The organism is Desulfoprunum benzoelyticum (assembly GCF_014201505.1).
GTDB lineage: Bacteria > Desulfobacterota > Desulfobulbia > Desulfobulbales > Desulfocapsaceae > Desulfoprunum > Desulfoprunum benzoelyticum.
This window is the reverse complement of record NZ_JACHEO010000002.1, coordinates 180,400-202,325: the sequence shown is the minus strand read 5'-3', so window position 1 is coordinate 202,325 and position 21,926 is coordinate 180,400. Positions and strand designations below refer to the sequence as shown.

Genomic DNA, 21,926 nt, shown 5'->3' with positions numbered 1-21,926 from the left:
TTATTTCAACCCGTTGGAAAAAAGTCTCCACGCCTTGCGGAAATGCGCCGGCCGCAACCGACGCAGATTTTTCCACCGCAGCTGAGCGACAATCGGCAACAGGAAGCGAACCCGAAAATTCTCGCGCCGGTAGCGAGAAGAAGTTATCCCGTGGAGCACCATCCGATTGGCAGTGTTGAGATACCGTTCTCCCTGCCCCTCGGTGTCGAGAGAGATGGTCTCTCCATCATCGAATACCGGAATCTGCCGCACTTCTTGAACCTTGTCTTTACCTAATTCGGCGAGCAGGATGCAGCCGGTCCGTTCGTAATGGTTCCACGTCAAAAAATCACCATTTTCCCAATACACATGATTGGCCAGAAAGTTGCCGAGTGAATAGACAATGGGGAACGTTCGGTACCACTCCATGCCCTGAACGACATGGGGATGATGCCCCAGGATCATCGACGCCCCGGCATCGATAAAAGCGTGGGCCTGTCCAACCTGGGCGGGAGAGGGCATCTGGAAGCGCTCCTCCCCCCAATGGGGCACGATGACGACATGGTCCACATGTTGACGCAGGGCTTCAATCTGCAGACAAAGGGCTTCACGGTCGAGGCGAGTGACGCCGCTTGAGGCGGGACCGGCAAAGCGACACATGCCGCTTGAGGCATCAACGACGCCGATTACTGCAATGTGGATACCGTTGATATGCAACAGGAGGGGGCGGCCGGCGTCAGCCGCTGTGGATCCGGCGCCACACCAGGCGATGTCATCGGAATCCAGCACAGCCGTAAGACGTTGAAACCCTTCATCCCCTCCATCGAAGGCGTGATTGTTGCCCAGGGTCACCACGTTGATCCCGGCTGCCGCCAGCCCGCGCACCTGGTCTTCGCTGGTGAAAACCCGAGGCTCGGTGGGGACCTTGTCTCGTCCTGGCAGGGTGCATTCGAGGTTGGCCACAACGATATCGCAGGAGGCGAAAAGCCGGCGCACTTCCGGCGACAAGGCCTCCAACCCCCGCCCCGCCACAGCCTCGCCCGGCCGGGTAGTGAGCAGCAGATCGCCGATGGCGGCGAGGCGGATGGTGGTCGATGAGCTTTCCGTCATATCAGGGAAGTTCCTCTGTACGCTGGCGCATGCGAGGCAGCAGGGCCCCACAGGCGGCGCCAATCATGAAGCAATAGATATCGGTCATCGCCGGAGTGCGAGAGGGTAAGAACAATTGCCCTCCTTCCAGTAAAAACCCGAGCACGGCGGCGAGAAGCACGGCCAGGGCAAGTCGGGCCTGACACTGTTCAAACCGGAAAAACCGCATCCTCAGCAGATATATCAGAATTCCCTGTAAAACGATAGCCTGGACAAACAGCCTGACATGGTTCAGAGAGGCCCCCATTGCGTAGTGATAAAGCGGGAGCAGCTCGACTGCCGAGGGAAGTTTTCGGAGTGCCGGTTCGAGCTTCCAGATAAAGTTGAACGGAGTCCAGGCCAGATAGCACTCGTAGCCCAGCAGAGCCAGGATGGCAAGATCGAGCTTTCGCCTGCGGGACAGCCGTTCGGCGCACAGCGATCCCATCCCGGCGGCGAGGGCGGCACCACCGGCGGCGATCGCGATATTGGCAACATTGATGACCCGGGAGACAATCATGGGTTTCATCAGCTCCAGGCCGAGAGAGAACAAAATCGCCAGGAACATGGCTTTGCCCCATTCCCGCTGGCGGTGGCCGGTTCCTCCCCAGGCCGCCAGCAGGAAAGTCAGGATCAGGTACATCAGGGCTCGGGTTATCAGCCACCAGTGCCAGGGATGTTGGGCAAGCCCTTCGGCGATACCGAAATGGGAATTTTCCAGGTTGCGCCAAACCTGCGAGAGCAGGATTGTCGGCAGAAAAGGAGACAAGGCGTCGGCTGCCAGCAGAACCATGTAACTCAGGGTCACAATGTCGAGAGGATGACTGTGCCAGCGGTCCTTGAGCCACGAGGTCGTTCTGTCCCACAGTGATTGTCCCTGGAACACGCCGACGCCGGCGCCAAGCAGTCCGCTGACACTGTTGAGCACCCAGTCGGTGGCGCTCGGTATACGGGAGATTGTCAGGCCCTGGAGCGTTTCGATCCCTGCGCTCAAGCAGGAGCAGACCAGGGCCGTCAGGCCGAAGCTCATGAGCCGGCCAATGCGGGTGAAACAAAGCCTGGTCGCCAGGAGAAATCCCAGAGGAACATAGAGGACCAGATTACTGAGGAAATCCGAGCCGCTGAAGCGGGCCCAGGGATTGAAGGGCCAGTAATTCCAGATCCTGACATGGAACAGTTGGCTAAGGTCCACGCTTGATGTAAAATTGTAAGGCATGAGGCTGGCATAAATCAGCAAGCCGCCGTAAAGGAGTACCAGGATGGTAAGGAGCTTGAGGGAAGTGGAAGACCTGTCCATCCGGAGCTTTGAAAAATGTCTGATATGGTATTGCCGACGCGTCCCCTGTCCGGTAGACAGGCTACCAGAGAACGTGGGGAGAGCAAGCTTTTTCCGGTGTCGTTCCGCCGACGCTTGTACGATAGAAGAGCAGCCGGACGAATGATAACGCTCTATTCCCGGCAGGTGACGATGAAAAATTTTTGCCGTTTGGTTTTCCTGATATCTGTGCTTGTTCCCACCACGGTTGTCGCCCTGGAACCGGCCGAGGTCGTGGTAGTGGCCAACCGCTTTATCGGGGAGGGTGTCGACCTGGCTCGCTACTACATGGAAAAACGCGGCATTCCCAGGGAGAATCTGGTCAAAATCAATACCACCGAGAAAGAATTCTGCTCACGCGAAGTTTACGACGAAGAAATTGCCAAACCGGTCCGGAAATTTCTCCGCAAAAGGACCGGTCATCTTCCGGTCCGTTGTCTCGTCACCATGTTTGGGGTGCCGCTCAAGGTCGAGCCCCCGGCCTTGGACAAGGCTGAAAAAAAACAGCTCACCCAGCTGCAGACGGAACAAAATGATATCCGGACGCAGTTGAGAGAAATAGACGACCAAAAAAGTCCGACTGCGGTAGATCTCAATGGAAAAATTGCCGTTCTCGACAGAAAAATACGCACGATCGGCAAAAAGGAATACCGGGCCGCGGTTGATTCGGAATTGGCGCTGGTGCTGGCCGAGATCTATCCGTTGGATGGATGGGTCGTCAATCCTTTTTTTCTCGGCGCCGCAGGGCAATTACTGCCGGTAAGCAAGGACGAGGTGCTGATGATCGCCCGTCTCGACGGGCCGACTGAGCAGGTCGTCAGGAGAATCATCGACGATAGCCTGGCGACAGAAACGGCAACCCTCATAGGAACCGCCTACTTCGACGCCCGCTGGAAACAGCCGGAAAAACAAGAATCCCTGACCGGTTACGCCTTCTATGACAATTCCATCCACCAGGCGGCGGCAGGGGTGAAAGCATCTCGACGGTTGCCGGTGATCGTCGATGACCGGCAGACCCTCTTTCAACCGGGAGAGGCTCCAGGTGCCGCCCTCTACTGCGGCTGGTACAGTCTGTCCCGCTATGTCGATGCGTTTGACTGGCAAAGGGGCGCGGTCGGCTACCACATTGCCAGCGGTGAATGCGGGACACTGCGCCCCGGCTCGAGTCAGGCCTGGTGCAAGCGGATGCTGGAAGACGGGGTCGCGGCGACGCTTGGTCCAGTGGGGGAACCGTATGTTCAGGCGTTCCCGTCGCCGGAAGCTTTTTTCGGGTTGCTCATGGACGGCTCGCATACTCTGGTCGAATCCTATTTTTTCAGTCTCCCCTTTCTGTCCTGGCAGATGGTCCTTGTCGGAGATCCGTTGTACCGGCCGTTTCCACGACGGCAAGAATGAGAGACAACGGTTTTTTCATGCTCACAAGGAACATCCCGGCGTTTCCACGACACCCCTTATCTTTTCGGAGGTTTTCTTGAAAATCATCAACGTAGTCGGCGCCCGCCCCAATTTCATGAAAATGGCCCCGATCATCGAGGCCATGCGTTCGTACCCCGACCACTTCCAGCATCTGTTGGTCCATACCGGGCAGCATTATGATGAAAAAATGAGCGAGTCTTTTTTTGTCGATCTCGGCATGCCGACCCCGGACATCAACCTGGGGGTCGGCTCCGGTTCTCATGCCGAGCAGACGGCGCGGATCATGGTCGAGTTCGAGAAAATCTGTCTGCGGGAAAAACCGCAGTTGGTGATTGTGGTGGGAGATGTCAATTCGACCATGGCCTGTACCATTACCGCCAAAAAACTCGGCATCAAGGTCGCTCATGTCGAAGCCGGTCTGCGTTCTCGCGACATGTCGATGCCCGAAGAGATCAATCGCCTCTGTACCGACGTCCTTTGTGACTATCTGTTCACCACCGACCATTTTGCCGACGAAAACCTTGCCGCCGAGGGGGTCCCGGCCGACAAGATATTTTTCGTCGGCAACGTGATGATCGATACTCTGCTCAAACACCGGGCGATGGCGGCGACCCTCGATCTGGGCCGTCAACTCGGGCTAGCACCTCAAGGTTACGCGACGTTGACCATGCACCGTCCCGGAAACGTCGACGACAAGAACGTATTGACCGGCATTCTCGAAGCTCTAGCCGAGATCGCCAGGGAAATCCCCATCGTTTTTCCGATTCATCCCCGTACCAGGAAGATGGCCGGGCAGTTCGGCCTGGATGGTTTTTTCAGTACCGGTCCGAAGGTGCAGGGGCTTTGGATCACCGCCCCCCTCGGGTATCTCGAATTTCTTCATCTCAATATGAACGCCCGTTTCGTTCTTACCGACAGCGGCGGTCTGCAGGAAGAAACCACGGTCCTGGGAATCCCGTGCATCACCATGCGGCCCAACACCGAACGGCCGATCACCTGCGAGGTCGGCTCGAACACCTTGGTCGGCAATAGCAAGGAAAAAATTCTCGAGCAGGCGCACAGGATTCTGAACGGAGAAATTCCCCGGGGACTGGTTCCGGAAAAATGGGATGGTCATGCGGCGGAGAGAATTATCCAGGTGCTGCTGGAAAAACCGTGCTGATCATAAAGTTGCCGATTGCACAGCCCGGCCGGCAGGTCTGAAATTGCGCCAGGGCATCGACCGGGGTCAGCGCCTGTCGAGCCTGGCGGCTACTACATCAGACCTGCATTCTCTGAAGACTTCGTCACAATCGATCAGGTTCATTCTACCGGTAAAGGTATGAATGCAAAGTCACGCAGCAGTTTCCTGAATCGCCTTTCGGTATCTTCCAGATGATTGTAGTGGCGAAATCGTGATAACCGCGATGCATTTCTGAAACGCGGCTGACCAGGATCGACTTCCCAGGGGTGGAGATAAAAGACAAACGACTGGCTCTCCTTGCGGTTGATCGTCTCGAGAGCCCGTCGTGTGAACCAGTATGGGAACAGGCGGAAATATCCCCCGCCTGAGACCGGTACCTTCCGTCCCAGCAGCAGAGCCGTCGAAATGGGGTACTCGACCATGTTCATCCCCGGGTGCCGATAGGAAAACCGCGGCGCATCCGGGATACCGTAATTGTCGTGCATGATCGGGAAGATGCTCGAATCGTAGGTGAAGCCGAGTTCAGCCAGTATGTCCAGCGCCCACAGGGATTTTCTGGTGATCGAATAGCTGGGGGCCCGATAGCCGAGAACCGGCTGACCGGAAATATCCTCAAGAATCGATTTGGCCTTGCTTGTATCTTCCCGAAACTCATCCGGGGTCATCGTGTAGATTTTCCGGTGCAGATAGCTATGGCAGCCGATCACATGGCCCGCCTCGGCAATCTCTCTGACGAGATCGGGAAAATGTTCTGCGATCCATCCAACGACAAAGAACGTGGCCTTCGTGTCATGCTCCGCCAGGACCTCGAGGACTCGCCTGGTGTTTGCCGTTACCCGCGACTCAAAGCTGTCCCATGCATCAACCCGGACAATCTTCTCAAACGCGGCGGCCTGAAAATAATCCTCAACATCGATCGTCATGTAGTTGGTAATCTGTTTCATAACGATCCACTTGAGTCACTTTCAAAATTAACGTTTGGAGTTTGCCCATTTCAACTGCAATGGAGAAATCTTTGCAGGGAAAAACAAGATTTCTCGCTTCGCTTCGAAATGACAGCGGGGGCGGCGTCTTGGCCTTTGCCCTATCGGGAACAACGAGATTTCTCGCTGACGCTCGGAATGACAGCGGGGGCGGCATCTTGGCCTTTGCCCTACCGGGAATTTGCCCGCAAACAGTTTGGTTGTCTTACAAATCTCTCAATGGGTTGTTTTTCTGTTAAGAATCTTATTGGCAAGCAGCAGCAGGCCGAGGCCGACAACAAAGGTGAAGAGGCCGGAAAAATCGTGCAGGAATCCCTGGGCGACCACCGAGCCATACACCGATGCGAGCATTGCCGTAGTCGTCAGCCGGATGATGTTGGCGATAATGGCCGCCGGTGCGGCAGCCAGAAAAAGGAGCCACTTCCTGCCTGAACTCAAATCCGAAATCCAGATCAGCAAACCGCTCAATGCAAACATGGTAACCAGCGAGCGCAGGCCGGAACAGGCGGCCACCACCTCCAGGGTTGTTTCGGTCAGGTGGAGGATATTGCCCTCCCGAAAGACGGGGATGCCCAACAGGCGAATGACCTGTTCGGTGAGATAGGAGCCGAACAATTGCATCGGGAAGGAGATCTTGTTCCAGATGATTGCCGGCAGCGGGATCATGAAGATAAGATAGAGAATCGGCAAGAGCAGCATTTTGAAATGCTGCCTGCCGAGCAGAAACAGGACAAGCCCGAGCAGAACGACAATCAGAGAAAATCGCTGGAGAAAATATTCGGCCCCGATCTTGGCGACAACGAGCAGGGCAAGACCCGCGGCGATGAGGACAATGCCGCTGCTGTCCGGAGAAATTGGTGTTTCCTTCAGCCTGTCCTTGACCGAATAGATCATGTAAGCGGAGATGAACGGGATGAAATAGCCGTGCGAGTAATCATCGTTGGTGCCCCAGTCGGCAAAGAGGGTCTGCAGGAAGGGGTAGTAGAGGACGACGATCCCGCCCAGGACGAGAAGAAGCGGGATCAAGGGAGATCGATTGTCCATGGTTTTTTCACCGATCATCATATCCTCGCTCCCGGCAGGTGATGTTCAAGCAACGGGATGACGTGCTCAGCAAACTTTTTCACCTTGGCCTCAGCAGCGGCAATATCGCCATTCGGGGCATAGGCCATGATCCGGACAAACGTCCCGTCCCGCCGTCTCATCAACAGGGCATCCAGCACCTGGTAGATTTTCTCCCAATATTCAGAAGCGATAATCCGGCCCCTGTTCTGGTACCAGTACAGCACCACCTGGTATTCCGCACCATTGCGGATAACCATCTCGGAAACAGTCGCTCGAGACCTTCCTTCGATGCCCTTTTCGAGCTCCACAGTTTTGACCTTGTCGATCCCCCAGCCGCCACCCGGTATGCAATTTTTGGGTGAATGATAGCCTCCGTGAACGCCAACGGCCTGATAATAACCGACATACAAATTGATCCGCTCTCCGGCGGCAGAAACATAGTTGTACTGGATGTAATCGTCGACGCCGAGCAGCTCGATGACATCCGCTGAGGACTGAAAAGAATTGCCGAGTCGATATTCGCCGATAACGTGCGGAAAGGAAGCAAGAGGTTTTTTGATCGCTACCGGAACAACTGCTGCAGTGGAGTGGAGGAAGTACCATGTGAGAGCGAACATGGCAAAAACAACGACAATCCTTACTGTGGAAATTTTGTTATCCATTGCTATAGCCGCTCATTGCCCCCAATATATGCTCGAATTACCAGCGCCAGAAATCCGTAGCATAGGACAGTGTCAGCATGATCTGATGCGCTTCGTATTCATCTCCCGGATCATCGGAGGTCTGGTCGGTATACCGGTAGCTGAGATTGAGATTGTATTTCTGCCGGAAGGAATAGCTGACCGAGCAGCCGGCATACAACCGTTGGCTGTTCACCGTTTCGACGAGGTCGTTTTCCAGCATTTGGGCGGCATCGGGCGGCGGCGGTAACGCTGCGCTTCCCGGGACGACCTCGTCCTGGTCTTCGTAGCGATAACCGGCAAACACTGCCACGCTTGTCGATTCGAACAATTGATAGGAAAAATCGGCCCGGCCGTCCCAGTAATCGATCAGACCATTTTCGTCGACCTCGCCGCTGAAGTTTTGACGCTCCATGCCCTTTTCCACTGCAATGTGGAACCTGCCGCGTTCGATGGCGTAATCGGCACCGATCTCGCCGTTGTAGCCCCAGGTGTCGTCCTGTCTGTCGATCCTCGCATAGGAAGGACCGGCTCCGGCGTTGTAGGTGACATGGGGAGAACGATGCCAACGCCAGCCGAAGGTCAGGTCGTGGATCTCGGAGTCGTTCTGGGTTTCGTCATCGTAATCAGAGGCTGAAAGCCCATAGGCAAGGCTTAACGGTTGATGAACGATACCTTCATAGGAAACACCCATTCCAGCTCCGTATTCATCGAGATCTTCGGACGGTTCCTCCGGTACGTCCACCGTCTGTATTTCCGCAGCTGTTTCGGCAATATCCCGATCAGGTTCATCAAAGAGTCCACGCACATACTGCCCGCTCAGCGACGACCTCCACAGCCTGTTCCAGCGATGAGCCAGCGAAAGACTGACCTGATGACGGTCAAAATCCTGATAATCATCATCACCGGCATCGTCGTTCCTCAGGATATTATAGGCATACCCCATGGAGAACAGGCTGCCCTGGCCATAGGTGTAATCGGACAGAACCTGCAGGGTGTTGGTTGTGTACTTCCGTCGCCCCTCTTCGTCCGAGATCCGATCGCTCTCACTCAGCCCGGCGGTCGTCGGTGGTGCCGTTGCCCCTGATTCCGGCGTCGCCGCTATCGGCTCCGTCACCGCCACATCTTCGGCGATGTCGGACTGCAGCACACTGTCTATCACCGACAGTGTCCAGGCCTCGCTCATCTGGTTCCGGAAAGACAGGGAAGCACCGTGGTTGACATCCTCGTCCTCGTTGTCGAAGTCATAATACAAGGTGGGTTGGTAGCTGAAAACAAGGGAACTTCGCTCCGTGCTCCTGTCGATGGCGATCGACGGCCGGACAAAAATCCGCTGATAATCATCCTCGTCATCTTCCTCGACAATGAGGGCAGAGACCGCCTCTCCCTCTTCCCCGAGAGCCGTAGAAGATCCCTTGTCACTTCGGTCGTAGATGTCAACGCCGGTACTCAGTCCTCCCCGCACGGCAACCACGGCGGCATTGCCATCCACCGACGGGTACATGGTGAACAAGACAAGCAGAACAGGAAGGCTGTATCGTTTCATGTTATCCACCTCGGTGAGAGTTCTCTGTTGCCCTTGCGTCAATGAACGATGAGGGTGTCGCCGGGCAGCACCTGGATGTTGCGTTCCAGATTCTTGCCCTTCATGAAACCGTTATAATCGAACTTGAAGGTATTGCCCTCGAACAGCTTGTCCTTGGGGCCATCCTTGCGCACCAGGGTGATCTTCGAGTTGGCCCACTCGGTGAAGCCGCCGCTTCGGGCGACGGCTTGAACGATATTGACAGGATAGGTGATCTGGAAGACCCCCGGCGTCGCCACCTTGCCCATCACCGTATAGCGCTGGCTGTTGCTCTGCACCAAAACCGTGGTCAATACCGGATCATCAAACACCGTGGCGTAGACGATTTTCAGGTAATCGGCCAGCTGGGTCAAGGTCAGCCCGGCCGCCTCGACGTCGCCGACATGGCGGAGGGAAATCTTGCCGTCGATCCTGACCGGGACCCCGCTACCGGTTTCCTTGGCCCCTTCGCCCTCTTCTTCCCCCGCCGTGCCCTGGACCGGGGCCACCGCCATGTCGCCTTCGCCGTAGACACTGATACCGAGGATATCGCCGGCGCCGATCAGGTAGTCGGTACCCGCCGCGCCCTCCTTCGCTCCGGCCAGGATGTCGGCCCGGGCCTTGGCCTTCAGTTCTTCGGTTGCCGGGACATCGGCGGTCGACTGGGCGGCGAATACCATCGTCGGCATCACGACGGCAGACAGGAACATCAGGAACAGGACGGCGGCCATCTTCTTCATCGGGATCTCCTTATCATGTTCAGTTGGCGGGAAAAAATCTTTTGATTCACCTATTCATACCAGTTGGCGTCTTGTGAATTCCGCATATCCGGAATATTTTCCAGCAAAACACATCGCATTGGCGGAAGAATAATCTTTTTAATTTGAAATCGTGAGTTTTTTTTATACACTGGTGTCATATCTGCCTTCTGTTATTGCATTTGGCAAGCCATTTTTTCTATAAACGACACATCCACCCACCACCACAGGCCCAGATTATGAAATCACCCCGGTTCCCGCTCTTTGTCCTGCTCGGAATTCTGCTGCTCTCCGTTGCCGCCTGCTCCAATCCCGAGGCCAAAAAGGACAAGCACTATCAAAAGGCCATGGAATATATCAAGCAGAAAGAGAACAGCGCCGCGGTCATCGAACTGCGCAACGCCATCCAGATCGACCCGAAATTCGCCGACGCCCGCTACCAGCTCGGCCTCCTCTACCTGCAGCAGAACGATCCCCGCAATGCCTTCGCCGAGTTGCAGCGGACCGCCGGCCTCGACCCGAACAACCTCGATGCCGCGATCAAGGTCGCCGAATTCCTGCTGCTCTCCAACAACAAGGACGAGAGCCGCAAATATGTCGACCAGGTCCTGGCCAAGGATCCCCAGCACACCGATGCCCTGGCCCTGCTCGCCAACATCGAGCTGATCGCCGGCAACTTCGAAGAGGCGGAGGCGGCGGTCGCCAAGGTTGAGGACAAGCAGCGCGAGACCGACCGCTTCTACAATATCCGCGGCCGGATCTACGGCGCCCAGCAGAAATGGCAGGAATGCCGGGCGATGTTCGAGAAGGCGATCGAACTGGGCCCGGACAAACTCGCCAACTACCGCACCCTGCTCCTTCTGTTCCAGCAGCAGAAGATGAACGAGGAGGCGGAAAAACTGCTGGCCACGATCCAGGAGAAGTTCCCGGACGACCCTCAGTCGCATCTGATGATGGCGTCGATGTACCAGTCGAAGAAGGAGCCGGCCAAGGCGATCGCGGAGATCAAGAAGGCGATCGCCCTCGAACCCGACAACGTCCGCTTCAAGCTGATGCTGGTCGATTTCTACAAGTCGCAGAACCAGGGAGAGGAGGCCGAGCAGGAACTCCGCGCCGCCCTGAAGGACAAACCGGACACGGTCGAATACCAGGCGGCCCTGGCCGAGTTGCTGTTCGATCGGCAGAAGGCCGACGAGGCGAAAACGGTCATGGACGGCATCCTCGCCAAGAATCCCGACCATGGCGGCGCCAACCTGCTTAAGGCCCGGTTCCTGCTCAAGGACGGCAAGAAGCGCGACGCCGTCGACATCCTGACGCCGCTGACGACCAATTACCCGAAATGGCCCGAACCCTACTTCTACCTTGCCGTCGCCCACCTCGGGCTCGGCGAGAGTGAACTGGCCCAGAAGTCGATCGGGATGGCGGTCCAGAATGGTCCCGGCGTCAGCCGCTACCATGCGCTGGCCGCCCAGCTCGCCCTGATCAAGGGTGAGAGTGAGACCGCCGGCAAGGAGGCGACGATAGCCCTGCGGCTTGACCCCCGCAACTTCGCGGCCGCCAAGATCCTGGCCAAGGCCCTGACCCAGGACAAGAAGTTCAAGGAGGCGGTGTCGCTGATCGAGAGCATGCTGAAACAGGTGCCGAACGATCCCGATCTCCTCGGCAACCTCGGTCTCGCCTACCTCGGCCTGAAGGACAAGGACAAGGCCAAAGAGACCTTCGCCCGCCTTCTCGAGACCACTCCCGACAACTCGCGGGCCCTGGCCTTTCTGACCGCCCTGACGGCCGACAAGGATCTGGCCAAGGCCACGGCCTTCGTTCAGGAGCATATCACCAAGGCCCCCAAGGCCGGCGGCCACTACATGCTGCTCGGTGACCTGCTGGCCCGGCAGAAGAAGAACGAAGAGGCCATCGCCGCCTTCAACAAGGCCCAGGAACTGGCGCCGAACAACCCGCAGCCGTACATCGTCACCGCCCGGCTGATGGCCTCGCTCGGCAAGACCGAGCAGGCGGTGGCGGAGCTGTCGCAGTTGCTGGCCAAGCAGCCGGATTCGCTGCCGGCCAACATGGGGCTCGCCACTTTGTATGAAATCCAGGGCAAGCACCAGGAGGCCAAGGACAAGTACAAGAAGGTCCTGACGCTCGACCCCAATTCCGCCGCCGCCAACAACAATCTCGCCTGGATCATCGCCTCGGAGAAGGACGGCGATCTCGGCGAGGCCCTGCGCCTGGCGATGCTCGCCAAGCAGGCGATGCCCGACGAGCCGCATATCGCCGACACCCTCGGCTTCGTCCACTTGAAGCGTCAGTCCTACCCGCTGGCCATCGCCCAGTTCCAGCTGGCCCTCGACAACCGCCCCGATGACCCGGTCATCACCATGCATCTCGCCCAGGCCCAGTACGGCAAAGGCGACAAGGAGCAGGCGATCGCGACGCTGCAGAAGGCGCTGGCAACGAAGGAGGAGTTCAAGGAACGGGGTGAGGCGGAGGGTTTGCTGAAGCAGTGGGAGTCTTCTGCACAATGAAGGGCGGCATAACGTGGTGATGAAGCCTTGCAACCCTTGTCATCTCGATCTGTCTCTTTGTCGAGCGTTAGCGAGAAATGCCGGAGAGGGGTGTCATCGCGACCTTCGCCCACTGTCATGGCGACCTTCCCATGCTGTCATCGCGACCTTCCCCCGCTGTCATCTCGACCTTCCCCCGCTGTCATCTCGACCTTCCCCCGCTGTCATCTCGACCAACGGGAGAGATCTTAAACAGGGCATGACCAGGACTCATGACCAGGAAAAACAAGATTTCTCGCTTCGCTTCGAAATGACCGCGGGGGTGTCGTCGCGACCTTCGCCCTGACGGGAACACCGAGATTTCTCGCTTCGCTCGAAATGACAAGAAAAATGTTCGACAGAGGAAGAAAACGAAATGACAGGAACAAGGCTGTTTTCCAATTTTTGGCCCGGCCATCGCGACCTTCCCCCGCTGTCATCTCGACCAACGGGAGAGATCTTAAACAGGGCATGACCAGGGCTCATGACCAGGAAAAGAAAGATTTCTCGCTTCGCTTCGAAATGACCGCGGGGGCGTCGTCGCGACCTTCGCCCTGACGGGAACACCGAGATTTCTCGCTTCGCTCGAAATGACAAGAAAAATGTTCGACAGAGGAAGAAAACGAAATGACAGGAACAAGGCTGTTTTCCAATTTTTGGCCCGGCCATCTCGACCTTCCCCCGCTGTCATCTCGACCAACGGGAGAGATCTTAAACAGGGCATGACCAGGACTCATGGCCAGGAAAAGAAAGATTTCTCGCTTCGCTTCGAAATGACCGCGGAAGTGTCGTCGCGACCTTCGCCCTGACGGGAACACCGAGATTTCTCGCTTCGCTTCGAAATGACAGAGAGAAAAAAACGAAATGACAGCGGGGACGGGATAACGGCTTTCGCCCTACCGGGAAGGTCGAGATGACAGAGGCGCAGGTCGAGATGGCAAGAAATGAGAAGTGGTTCAGGAACAGAAGGAAGCAAAAGCTGCCGGACGGCCCGATTGCCGCCGGAGTCAGATGAAGAAGGAGAACCATCATGAGCAGAAAACCATCGATCGCCGTCATCCTCGCCGGATGCGGCAACAAGGACGGAGCCGAGATCCACGAGGCGACCCTGACCCTGTGGGCCATCCACCGCCATGGGGCCGATTACCAGTGCTATGCCCCGGACAAGAAACAGCATCACGTCCTCAACCACATCACCGGCGAGGAGATGGCGGAGGAGCGCAACGTCCTGATCGAGGCGGCCCGGATCGCCCGGGGCGACATCAAGAGCCTGGCCCAGTTCGACGCCCAGGCCCACGACGTCCTGATCCTGCCCGGCGGCTTCGGGGCGGCGAAGAACCTCTGCACCTACGCCTTTGACGGCCCCGAGTGCACGGTCGATGAGTCGGTCGCCGCCGCGGTCCAGGCGATGTACTTGGCAAAGAAGCCGATCGGGGCGCTGTGCATCGCCCCGGTCATCCTCGCCCGCCTCCTCCCCAACGTCATGGTGACAATCGGCAGCGACGTTCAAACGGCGGGCCATATCACCCGGATGGGGGGCCGCCACCAGAACACCACCCATGGCGAGATCGCCGTCGATACCGCCAACCGGGTCGTCACGACGCCATGCTATATGCTCGATGCCCGGGTGGACCAGATCGGCGAGGGCGCAGAACGGCTGGTCCTGGCCCTGTTGGAGATGATCGAGAAATAAGCGTTTGAAGAGGCGGCGGGAGCAGCTATTTGCCCAGGCAGAACTGGGTGAAGATGACGTCGAGGATGTCATCGGCGGTGGTGAGACCGACGATCTCCCCCAGCTGCTCCAGGCATTCCTGGATATCGACGGCGATCAGGTCGCAGCTGCTGCCTGCCGCCAGTGATTCGGCAATGCGGTTGCCGGCGGCCTCGGCCCGGAGCAGGGCCTGGCGGTGCCGCAGGTTGGGGGCGCAACCGTCCTCCTGCCACTGGTCGCGACCGCCGACCACGGCGGCGAAGATCGCCCGCCTGAGATCCTCGATCCCGGTCTGGCGCCGGGCCGAGATCCACACCGCGGCGCCGGTGATTCCCTGCGCCGCAAAGTCCCTGACCCCATCCTGACACAGATCCGCCTTGTTGATCACGACGATCAGCGGCTTGGCCGCCACCAATCGGTGAAGGCGGAGGTCGGCCTCGCTCAGGTCGCGGCTGCCGTCGACCATGAACAGCACGAGGTCGGCCTGCTGCAGCAGCACTTTCGCCCGCTTGATCCCCAGTTCCTCGACCTCCTCGGCATGATCGCGGATCCCGGCGGTATCGATGATCCGCACCGGAATGCCCTCGATGTCGAGGTACTCTTCGATTGAATCCCGGGTCGTCCCCGGGATGGCGGTCACCAGCGCCCGCTCCTCCTGCAGCAGGGCGTTGAGCAGGCTCGATTTGCCGACATTGGGGACCCCGGCGATGACCACCGAGATGCCGTCGCGCAGGATCCGCCCCTGGTCGGCCGAGGCGATCAACCTCTGCAGCGGCTGGGCGACCTGCTGCTCCAGAATCTGCTGCAGACCGCCGAGGTCGACGATCTCCGCGTCCTCATCGGGGAAATCGATCGCCACCTCGATATAGGCCTTCATCTGCATCAGCCCCTGGCGGATCGCCTCGATCCGCTGGTACAGCGCCCCCGCCAGCTGGGCCTGGGCCTGGTCGATGCCCTTGCGGGTCTTCGCCGCCAGGATATCGATCACCGCCTCGGCCCGGGTCAGATCGATCCGGCCGTTGAGAAAGGCCCGCTTGGTGAATTCACCGGGATCGGCGAGGCGAGCGCCTGCGGCCAGGATCAGCTCGAGGATCCGGCTGAGGAGGAGATAACTGCCGTGGCAGTGGATTTCGACGACATCCTCGCGGGTATAGGTGCGGGGGGCCGGCATGTAGACGGCGAGGACCTCATCGAGAATCCGATCTGCGCCTGGCTGAACGATATGGCCATAGTGAAGGTGGTGGCTGCGGAAGCGGCAGCCGCGGTCATGGGGCTGGAACAGCCGTTGCAGGATCGCCAGGGCCTGGGCGCCGCTGATCCGGATGATGCCGATCCCTCCCGACCCCGGCGGGGTGGAAATGGCGGCGATGGTGTCCTCGGTTCTGTCTGCAGGCATCACGGCACCACGTACCGGTGACCGGCACCGGCAGTCGATGAAATCAGGTTAGAGCGCGCCGGTCAACTCTCATTCTCATCGGCCGGCGAGCCGTTGCCCCGGCCTTTCCGTCCCCGCGGGGCCGGCTTTTTGCGGCCGCCGGGCTTGCCGCCCTTGCCCGGCTTGTAGATCAGAATTTTCTTGAACAGGCCCTCGCCGACGGAGCGGCTGCGGATCTCCTTGTCCTCCTGGAGCGCCATGTGGACCTCGCGCCGTTCGGAGGGATTGAGGCCGGGGATGGTCTGAGTCTTGCCGTCCTCCTTGACCAGGGCCGCCAGTTCAAGGGCTTTTTCCCGCAGTTCCTCGATCCGCTTCTGCCGGAATTCACCGACGTCGATCGAGACCCGCAGCCGTTCCTCGGTCTTGCGGGCCACGATCTTGCGCAGCAGGTACTGGAGGCTGTCGAGAATCTTGCCGTCCTGGCCGGTCAACTCCGCCTCGTGCTCGCCGTGGATGGTGCAGACCACCGCCAGGCCGTGGACCTCGACCTCGACCCGGGACGGGAACTTCATCAGCTCGAGAAGGGTCGTCAGTTCCGCCTGAACGAGGGCAACCGCCTCGGCGCTGGCCTCACCCGCCTCTTCCTCCTCCGTCGGGATCTCATCGACGGGTTCCTCGGCCGGGCTGACGACGGCCGCTTCGGCCGCGGCCGCCGGCTTTTCCCTGGCCGGGGCCTCGTTCCGCGGCCGCCCGACCGGTCTCTCTTCCTTTTTCCGTGCCGGCGGACGCGGTGGCGGCGGTGGCGGCGGCTCGCTGCTGGCTGCCGGCTCAACGCTCACCGCTACCGGTTCGACGTCACCTGTCGGCTCGACGCCGGCTGCCGGCTCGGCGCTCCTCCCTGCTGCCGGCTCGATCCTTTTGACCGCCGCCCGGATATGGGCCTTCTTGCGGCGCAGACCGAAGATCCCGGTCGAGCCGATCTCGACGACCTCGATATCCAGCTGTTCCTGCGGCACGTTCAATTCGGCACAGGCCTGCCTGATCGCATCCGTAACTTCCTTGCCATAATAATCTTTCTTTTTCGACGACATCGGATATCTGCTCCAGGTTATTCTCGATTCAGCGTAGTCTCACTGCCTGTCGGCCGCTCATCGCGCCTTTTCGGGCACGGGCTTGCTGGTCCGGTTGATCATGTACTGCTGCAGGATCGCCAGCAGGTTGTTGACAAACCAGTACAGCACAAGGCCGGAGGCGAAGTTGAGGAACATGAAGGTGAAAACGACGGGCAGAAACATCATGATCTTGGCCTGGGTCGGGTCCGCCGTCGTCGGCGTCAATTTCTGCTGCAGGAACATCGAGGCCCCCATCAGCAGCGTCAGGACCGGCAGCCCGCCGAGATAGGGAAGATCGAACCCGATCCACAGCCGATCGGGGGCGGACAGATCGGTGATCCACAGCATGAACGGGGCATGGCGCAACTCGATGCACTGCAGCAGGACCTTGTACAGGGCGAAGAAGATCGGAATCTGCAGGACCATCGGCAGGCAGCCGCCGAGGGGGTTGACCTTGTAGGTCTTGTAGAGGTTCATGACCTCCTGGTTCATCTTGGCCGGATCGTCCTTGTACTTCTCCTTGATCTTGACCATCTTCGGCTGCAGTTTCTGCATGTTCTTCATCGACTTCATACCCTTCTGGGTAATCGGCCAGAACACGGCCTTGAACAGGACGGTCACCAGGATGATGGCGATGCCGTAATTGCGGACGAAACCATAGAAGAAGTTGAGCAGCCACAACGTCGGCTTGGCGATGACGTCGAACCAGCCGAAATTGACGGCCTTGTCAAGGTTGAAGCCGAGGTCCTGCAGCAGCGTCAGCTTCTTCGGCCCGTAAAAGACACGGTAGGCGTACTCTTTCGCCTGCCCCGGCTGCAGCGTGTCGAGGTTGCCGGCAACGGTGGTCGCGGCGACGGCGTCCGTTCCCTGCATCGTGAAGTTGACCCCGCTGTCGGCCACCGGGAGGATGCCGCAGAGGAAATAGCTGCTCGCATACCCGGCCCACTCGATCTTGCCGGAGATCGTCTTGGCGCCGTCGGCGAACTCCTTGGCCTTGATTTCATGGAGCTGGCCGTTGATGAAGGCGGAGGGGCCGGTAAAGAGAAAGGTGCTGGAGGCATTTTTCCCCTCGAACGGGCTGTTTACCTGATGCAGCTGGGCAATGCCCTGCAGCGGCTGGTTGGAGGTGTTGGTGACCTTGACGGCCAGATCGATCAGGTAGCTCTTGGTATCAAAAGAGAATTTGCGCTCGATCTCCAGCCCGTTGCCGGCGCCGGCCTTCATGATCAGCTCGGCCTTGCCGTCCTTGCCGAAGACGACCTCCTGGGCCGCGCTGTCATACAGCAGGTCGGCCGGGGCGGCACTTCCCCATGAAAATTTCAACGGCATTCCCTGGTCGGCAGCGGCCATCAGCAGTTCCTTGCCCGGCGAGTCCTTGGCCATGCTCTCGGCATGCTCTTTCAGCACGAAACTTTTGAGCGCCCCGCCGTCCTCGGTCACTACCGCCTTGTAGAGATCGGTTTCGACGATGATCTCCCGGGCCGGGCGACTCGGCCGGGTCGGGACGACCGCGGCTGCCGCTTCGGCCGGGGGCGCGGTCGGCGCCGCGGCGGTATCGGCCGTCGTCCCGGGGGCGACGACCGCCGGCTGCTCTTGCGTCTGCTCCACCGGCGCCGGGGATTTGTTGCCGAATCCAACAAAGAGATATTGATATCCGAGCAGAATGACGAAGGAGATGATGATTGCCACGAAGGCCCTATAGGTATCCATGCATGTACCGTCTGATGTTGATCCGCCTGCACACCGGTGAAATGTCGGCCCGGGGGCCGACATTCAACGCGGTTTTACCGGACAGGGTCGTAGCCGCCCTCGGAAAAAGGGTGACAGCGAAGGATGCGGCGGAGAGAGAGGAATGAACCCCGGAAGACTCCATATTTTTCAATTGCCTGAATTGCGTAGGCGGAACAGGTAGGGGTGAAGCGGCAGCATGGGGGGAACAGCGGGGAGATGAGGTACTGGTATCCTCGAACGAGGACCACAAGGAAACGTCTGGCTGCCTGAGAAATGCCCACTCAGACCTCCCGGTTCGTATGTCTGCCGGCGAGTGAGGCCACGAACCGGCTGATATCAACAGGTGCGGACAGGGAAAAATCAGGGCGAACGGCGAAGACGATATCCGCAGCGGGCGGATACAGTTCCCTGTCGAGGCGGAACGATTCGCGAATGATCCGCTTGATCCGGTTGCGCTTCACAGCCCCTCTGATTTTTCCATGCACGCTGATGCCGATCCTGCTGCGCCCTTCGGTGTTTGCACGGCAGATAAGCGAAAACCCCTTGCCGTGCAGGCGCTTTCCCTGACTGTACACCTTGTCAAACTCCCATCCCTTGCGAATCAGGGATTGCTTGGGAAGTCCATGCTGTTTCAAGGGATCAGGCTGAAAGACGTTTCCGCCCCTTTGCCCGCCGGGCATTGAGTATGGCGCGGCCGGAACGGGTCCGCATTCTCTCGCGAAAACCGTGGGTTCGTTTGCATTTCAAGTTGCTGGGCTGAAAGGTGCGTTTACTCATGAGTTAATCCCTCTGCTGTACATCCATGCGATCCATGGGGCTTTTGAAAGTGATAAAGATCCCGGCCGGCCTGTCCGGCAGGTATTCTGCCGACCGAAGATCTCTTGCCGCTACTGTTGCCGTTACCAGAACCTTCCGACGGGAAGGACAGGAAATCAGAAAATTACAAAAGACGTATATTAATCATAGAAGCCGAATACTGTCAAATAATTTCACCAGGCCCACTGCCCTCGTCTTGCACAAGAACCTGCAGTATGCTACTGTTGAGTGCAGTTTTTCCGTCTCAATGCCGGGAACCCACTCCCTGTCGCCCCCTTCGTTGCCATCCGTTGTCCCCATAAAAAACCTATGACTGCAGACCCCCTTGCCACCTACTCCGCCCTCGACTGGGACCAGCTCTGGCGCAACGCCCGCTCCAGGAAATCATGGAGCAACAGCAGCGCCGCCGACTGGGACAAAAAAGCCGTTTCCTTCGCTGCCCGCAATCAGTCCTCCCCCTTCGCCTCGCTGGTCCTGGCCCATATCCCCCTGGCCCCGACGGCGACGGTCCTCGATGTCGGCTGCGGCTCGGGCACCCTCGCCCTGCCGATCGCCAGGCAGGTCAGCGCGGTCACCGCGATCGATTTTTCCGCCGGCATGCTGACCGCCCTGAGGCAGATGGCAGCCGCGGCGGACATCACCAACATCACGACCATCCAGGCCGGCTGGGAGGACGACTGGGCGTCGCTGGGCATACAGCGGCACGATATCGCCATCGCCTCCCGCTCCCTGGCCGTCGCCGACCTCAGGTCGGCCCTGCAGCGTCTCGACGATTATGCCGCGGAGTTGGTCATCATCGTCGACCGGATCGCCCCGACGCCCTTCGACCCCGAGGCCTTTGCCGCCGTCGGCCGGCCGTTCGAGTGCGGACCGGATTACATCTACGTCCTCAACACCCTCTACTCCATGGGGATCCATGCCAATGTCGACATCATCGGCCTTGACCGGGAGACGGCGTTTGCCGATCTTGACGAAGCCATGGACTCCTATCGCTGGATGATCAGGGACATGTCGCCCGCGGAGGAATCGGCCCTCCGCCTGCACCTGGCGCAAAAAAGCCGCCCCGGCGACGATGGCCGGATCGTTGTCGACCGCGGCTTCCGCCCGCAATGGGCCTGCATCTGGTGGGACAAGAAACGATGATGCCGCTGTATCGTTCATCCTCCCGGCCGCAGGGCGCCAACCCTGGCCCGGCCGCTGCCGCCCGAGGTCTCCACCCATGCGTATCATAATCGTCGGCGCCGGACAGGTCGGATTTCATATCTGCGAGCGGTTCTCGCTGGAAAACCAGGACGTCGTCCTGATCGACACCGACGAGAAGAAGCTCAAGCGGATCGAACGCGATCTCAACATCATGACCATCCACGGCAGCGGCGCCTCGGCCCGGATCCTCGCCGAGGCCGGGATCGCCAAGACCGACCTGTTCATCGCCGTCACCGACAGCGACGAGGTCAACCTGATCGCCTGCATCATGTCCAGCCAGTACAACGTCAAGACCCGGATCGCCCGGGTCCGCAACCAGGACTTTCTCGAAGAGGGCATGTTCCCCGACACGAAGGTCCTGGACATCGACATGATCATCAGCCCGGACCAGGCGATGACCGATGAAATCGTCAGCCTCTGCCACATCTCCGCCGCCTTCGACATGGCCAAGTTCGCCGACGGCCGCCTGATGCTGCTCGGTTACCAGATCAAGGCGGGCAATCCCCGCCTCGGCATGACGCTGAACAAACTGATGAAGGTCCACGGTTCCCATAACTTCATCATGACCGCGATCATCCGCGGCAAGGACACCATCATCCCCCGCGGCGACGATGCCATCGAGGCCGGCGACAAGATTTACATCATGGTCAGGCGCGAGGACATCTTCCGGGTCGAGAAATTCTTCCACCTCAGCAGCCGGACCCCGCACAAGGTCTTCATCATCGGCGGCGGCCGGATCGGCTATGCCGTCGCCCGGGCCCTGGAAGACCTCAACATCGAGGTCTTTCTGGTCGAAAACAACCGCCAGCGCTGCGAGTTCCTCTCCGAAAACCTGGGGCGGACGACCGTCCTCAACATCGACGGGCTCGACTCCCATGACCTGCTCGACGAGGGGATCGACCAGGCCGACCTGGTGATCTCGCTGACCAGTGACGACTCGAACAACATCATGTCGAGTCTTCTCGCCAAATATCATGGCGCCAGAAAGTGCATCACCAAGATCACCCGCCACGATTTCGTGCCACTGCTCGGCTCGCTTGGCATCGACATCGCCCTCTCCTCCCGCCAGGTCGCCGCCAGCATGATCCTGCGCTTCGTTCGCCGGGGAGCGGTCGGGACCGTCGCCACGATCATGAACAGCGATGCCGAGGCGATGGAGATCAAGGTGCCGATGAACCGCAATTTTGAGAATGTCGCCCTCAAGGATCTCGACTTCCCGAAGGGGGCGATCATCGGCGCCATCGTCAGGGGGCGGAAGATCCTCATTCCCTCCGGCAATACCCGGGTCCAGGCGGATGACAATCTCGTCGTCTTCTTCACCCGCGACGCCGTGAAAGTGCTCGAGCAGTACTTCGAATAGGAAG

At 59.0% G+C, this 21,926-nt stretch carries 19 protein-coding genes; 6 read left to right on the top strand and 13 right to left on the bottom strand.

Features of this window, described 5'->3' with window-relative positions:
* Positions 1-1,089, bottom strand: a complete 1,089-nt coding sequence (locus tag HNQ81_RS03370) for a CapA family protein (RefSeq protein ID WP_183348308.1) — start codon at positions 1,087-1,089, stop codon at positions 1-3.
* A gap of 1 nt (position 1,090) precedes the next feature.
* Entirely contained in the window at positions 1,091-2,404 is a 1,314-nt protein-coding gene (locus HNQ81_RS03365) for a VanZ family protein (RefSeq protein WP_183348306.1), read from the bottom strand.
* Positions 2,405-2,545: 141 nt separating this feature from the next.
* Here HNQ81_RS03365 and HNQ81_RS03360 point away from each other — a divergent pair, with 141 nt between their 5' ends.
* Both HNQ81_RS03360 and wecB read left to right on the top strand, forming a co-directional pair.
* On the top strand, positions 2,546-3,817 hold the full coding sequence (locus HNQ81_RS03360; RefSeq protein WP_244960468.1) for a TIGR03790 family protein: 1,272 nt from the start codon (positions 2,546-2,548) through the stop codon (positions 3,815-3,817).
* A 76-nt stretch (positions 3,818-3,893) separates the two neighbouring features.
* Positions 3,894-5,000, top strand: a complete 1,107-nt coding sequence (gene wecB, locus HNQ81_RS03355) for a non-hydrolyzing UDP-N-acetylglucosamine 2-epimerase (RefSeq protein WP_183348304.1) — start codon at positions 3,894-3,896, stop codon at positions 4,998-5,000.
* Between the two features lie 140 nt (positions 5,001-5,140).
* Here the strand turns inward: wecB and HNQ81_RS03350 are convergent, their stop codons facing one another.
* The 5 genes from HNQ81_RS03350 to HNQ81_RS03330 all read right to left on the bottom strand — a co-directional run bounded on the left by HNQ81_RS03350 (position 5,141) and on the right by HNQ81_RS03330 (position 10,053).
* Positions 5,141-5,965, bottom strand: coding sequence for an XrtA system polysaccharide deacetylase (locus HNQ81_RS03350; protein WP_205240295.1), 825 nt, complete (start codon positions 5,963-5,965; stop codon positions 5,141-5,143).
* A gap of 255 nt (positions 5,966-6,220) precedes the next feature.
* Positions 6,221-7,069 (bottom strand): exosortase/archaeosortase family protein, encoded by an 849-nt coding sequence (locus HNQ81_RS03345; RefSeq protein ID WP_183348302.1) that lies wholly within the window; start codon positions 7,067-7,069, stop codon positions 6,221-6,223.
* Positions 7,066-7,731: an exosortase C-terminal domain/associated protein EpsI gene (locus HNQ81_RS03340; RefSeq protein WP_183348300.1), complete on the bottom strand. Its 666-nt coding sequence runs from the start codon at positions 7,729-7,731 to the stop codon at positions 7,066-7,068. Before HNQ81_RS03340 ends, HNQ81_RS03345 begins: the two co-directional genes overlap by 4 nt.
* 37 nt (positions 7,732-7,768) lie before the next feature.
* Positions 7,769-9,295: an outer membrane beta-barrel protein gene (locus tag HNQ81_RS03335; RefSeq protein WP_183348298.1), complete on the bottom strand. Its 1,527-nt coding sequence runs from the start codon at positions 9,293-9,295 to the stop codon at positions 7,769-7,771.
* Between the two features lie 38 nt (positions 9,296-9,333).
* Positions 9,334-10,053, bottom strand: a complete 720-nt coding sequence (locus tag HNQ81_RS03330) for a polysaccharide biosynthesis/export family protein (RefSeq protein WP_183348296.1) — start codon at positions 10,051-10,053, stop codon at positions 9,334-9,336.
* Between the two features lie 257 nt (positions 10,054-10,310).
* On the opposite strand from HNQ81_RS03330, the gene HNQ81_RS03325 reads away from it, so the two are divergent.
* Together HNQ81_RS03325 and elbB are read left to right on the top strand one after the other, a co-directional pair.
* On the top strand, positions 10,311-12,596 hold the full coding sequence (locus tag HNQ81_RS03325; RefSeq protein ID WP_183348294.1) for a tetratricopeptide repeat protein: 2,286 nt from the start codon (positions 10,311-10,313) through the stop codon (positions 12,594-12,596).
* Between the two features lie 1,048 nt (positions 12,597-13,644).
* Positions 13,645-14,307: an isoprenoid biosynthesis glyoxalase ElbB gene (gene elbB / locus HNQ81_RS03320; RefSeq protein WP_183348292.1), complete on the top strand. Its 663-nt coding sequence runs from the start codon at positions 13,645-13,647 to the stop codon at positions 14,305-14,307.
* A gap of 25 nt (positions 14,308-14,332) precedes the next feature.
* On the opposite strand, the gene mnmE is transcribed toward elbB, so the two are convergent.
* The 6 genes from mnmE to rpmH all read right to left on the bottom strand — a co-directional run bounded on the left by mnmE (position 14,333) and on the right by rpmH (position 19,320).
* On the bottom strand, positions 14,333-15,721 hold the full coding sequence (gene mnmE / locus HNQ81_RS03315) for a tRNA uridine-5-carboxymethylaminomethyl(34) synthesis GTPase MnmE (protein WP_183348290.1): 1,389 nt from the start codon (positions 15,719-15,721) through the stop codon (positions 14,333-14,335).
* Between the two features lie 62 nt (positions 15,722-15,783).
* On the bottom strand, positions 15,784-16,791 hold the full coding sequence (locus HNQ81_RS03310) for a Jag family protein (protein ID WP_183348288.1): 1,008 nt from the start codon (positions 16,789-16,791) through the stop codon (positions 15,784-15,786).
* A 57-nt stretch (positions 16,792-16,848) separates the two neighbouring features.
* Positions 16,849-18,522 carry a membrane protein insertase YidC gene (gene yidC / locus HNQ81_RS03305; protein WP_183348286.1) on the bottom strand — a complete coding sequence of 558 codons (1,674 nt, stop codon included), beginning with the start codon at positions 18,520-18,522 and terminating at the stop codon, positions 16,849-16,851.
* Between the two features lie 74 nt (positions 18,523-18,596).
* Entirely contained in the window at positions 18,597-18,791 is a 195-nt protein-coding gene (yidD, locus tag HNQ81_RS03300; protein WP_337833418.1) for a membrane protein insertion efficiency factor YidD, read from the bottom strand.
* A gap of 33 nt (positions 18,792-18,824) precedes the next feature.
* A complete protein-coding gene (gene rnpA / locus HNQ81_RS03295) occupies positions 18,825-19,223 on the bottom strand; it encodes a ribonuclease P protein component (protein WP_240191773.1) in 399 nt (132 codons plus the stop codon).
* A complete protein-coding gene (rpmH, locus tag HNQ81_RS03290; RefSeq protein WP_183348282.1) occupies positions 19,183-19,320 on the bottom strand; it encodes a 50S ribosomal protein L34 in 138 nt (45 codons plus the stop codon). Before rpmH ends, rnpA begins: the two co-directional genes overlap by 41 nt.
* Positions 19,321-19,668: 348 nt before the next feature.
* Here rpmH and HNQ81_RS03285 point away from each other — a divergent pair, with 348 nt between their 5' ends.
* Both HNQ81_RS03285 and trkA read left to right on the top strand, forming a co-directional pair.
* Positions 19,669-20,502 (top strand): class I SAM-dependent methyltransferase, encoded by an 834-nt coding sequence (locus HNQ81_RS03285; protein WP_183348280.1) that lies wholly within the window; start codon positions 19,669-19,671, stop codon positions 20,500-20,502.
* Between the two features lie 76 nt (positions 20,503-20,578).
* On the top strand, positions 20,579-21,922 hold the full coding sequence (gene trkA / locus HNQ81_RS03280; RefSeq protein ID WP_183348278.1) for a Trk system potassium transporter TrkA: 1,344 nt from the start codon (positions 20,579-20,581) through the stop codon (positions 21,920-21,922).
* Positions 21,923-21,926: the final 4 nt, after the last annotated feature.

Coding starts and splice junctions, on each gene's coding strand:
- HNQ81_RS03345 (WP_183348302.1), bottom strand. CDS start 7,069: ATGATGATCGGTGAAAAAACCATGGACAATCGATCTCCCTTGATCCCG.
- HNQ81_RS03330 (WP_183348296.1), bottom strand. CDS start 10,053: ATGAAGAAGATGGCCGCCGTCCTGTTCCTGATGTTCCTGTCTGCCGTC.
- HNQ81_RS03335 (WP_183348298.1), bottom strand. CDS start 9,295: ATGAAACGATACAGCCTTCCTGTTCTGCTTGTCTTGTTCACCATGTAC.
- HNQ81_RS03360 (WP_244960468.1), top strand. CDS start 2,546: ATGATAACGCTCTATTCCCGGCAGGTGACGATGAAAAATTTTTGCCGT.
- HNQ81_RS03285 (WP_183348280.1), top strand. CDS start 19,669: ATGACTGCAGACCCCCTTGCCACCTACTCCGCCCTCGACTGGGACCAG.
- HNQ81_RS03350 (WP_205240295.1), bottom strand. CDS start 5,965: ATGAAACAGATTACCAACTACATGACGATCGATGTTGAGGATTATTTT.
- HNQ81_RS03365 (WP_183348306.1), bottom strand. CDS start 2,404: ATGGACAGGTCTTCCACTTCCCTCAAGCTCCTTACCATCCTGGTACTC.
- yidC (WP_183348286.1), bottom strand. CDS start 18,522: ATGGATACCTATAGGGCCTTCGTGGCAATCATCATCTCCTTCGTCATT.
- HNQ81_RS03325 (WP_183348294.1), top strand. CDS start 10,311: ATGAAATCACCCCGGTTCCCGCTCTTTGTCCTGCTCGGAATTCTGCTG.
- rpmH (WP_183348282.1), bottom strand. CDS start 19,320: ATGAGTAAACGCACCTTTCAGCCCAGCAACTTGAAATGCAAACGAACC.
- mnmE (WP_183348290.1), bottom strand. CDS start 15,721: ATGCCTGCAGACAGAACCGAGGACACCATCGCCGCCATTTCCACCCCG.
- HNQ81_RS03310 (WP_183348288.1), bottom strand. CDS start 16,791: ATGTCGTCGAAAAAGAAAGATTATTATGGCAAGGAAGTTACGGATGCG.
- HNQ81_RS03370 (WP_183348308.1), bottom strand. CDS start 1,089: ATGACGGAAAGCTCATCGACCACCATCCGCCTCGCCGCCATCGGCGAT.
- rnpA (WP_240191773.1), bottom strand. CDS start 19,223: ATGCCCGGCGGGCAAAGGGGCGGAAACGTCTTTCAGCCTGATCCCTTG.
- HNQ81_RS03340 (WP_183348300.1), bottom strand. CDS start 7,731: ATGGATAACAAAATTTCCACAGTAAGGATTGTCGTTGTTTTTGCCATG.
- elbB (WP_183348292.1), top strand. CDS start 13,645: ATGAGCAGAAAACCATCGATCGCCGTCATCCTCGCCGGATGCGGCAAC.
- trkA (WP_183348278.1), top strand. CDS start 20,579: ATGCGTATCATAATCGTCGGCGCCGGACAGGTCGGATTTCATATCTGC.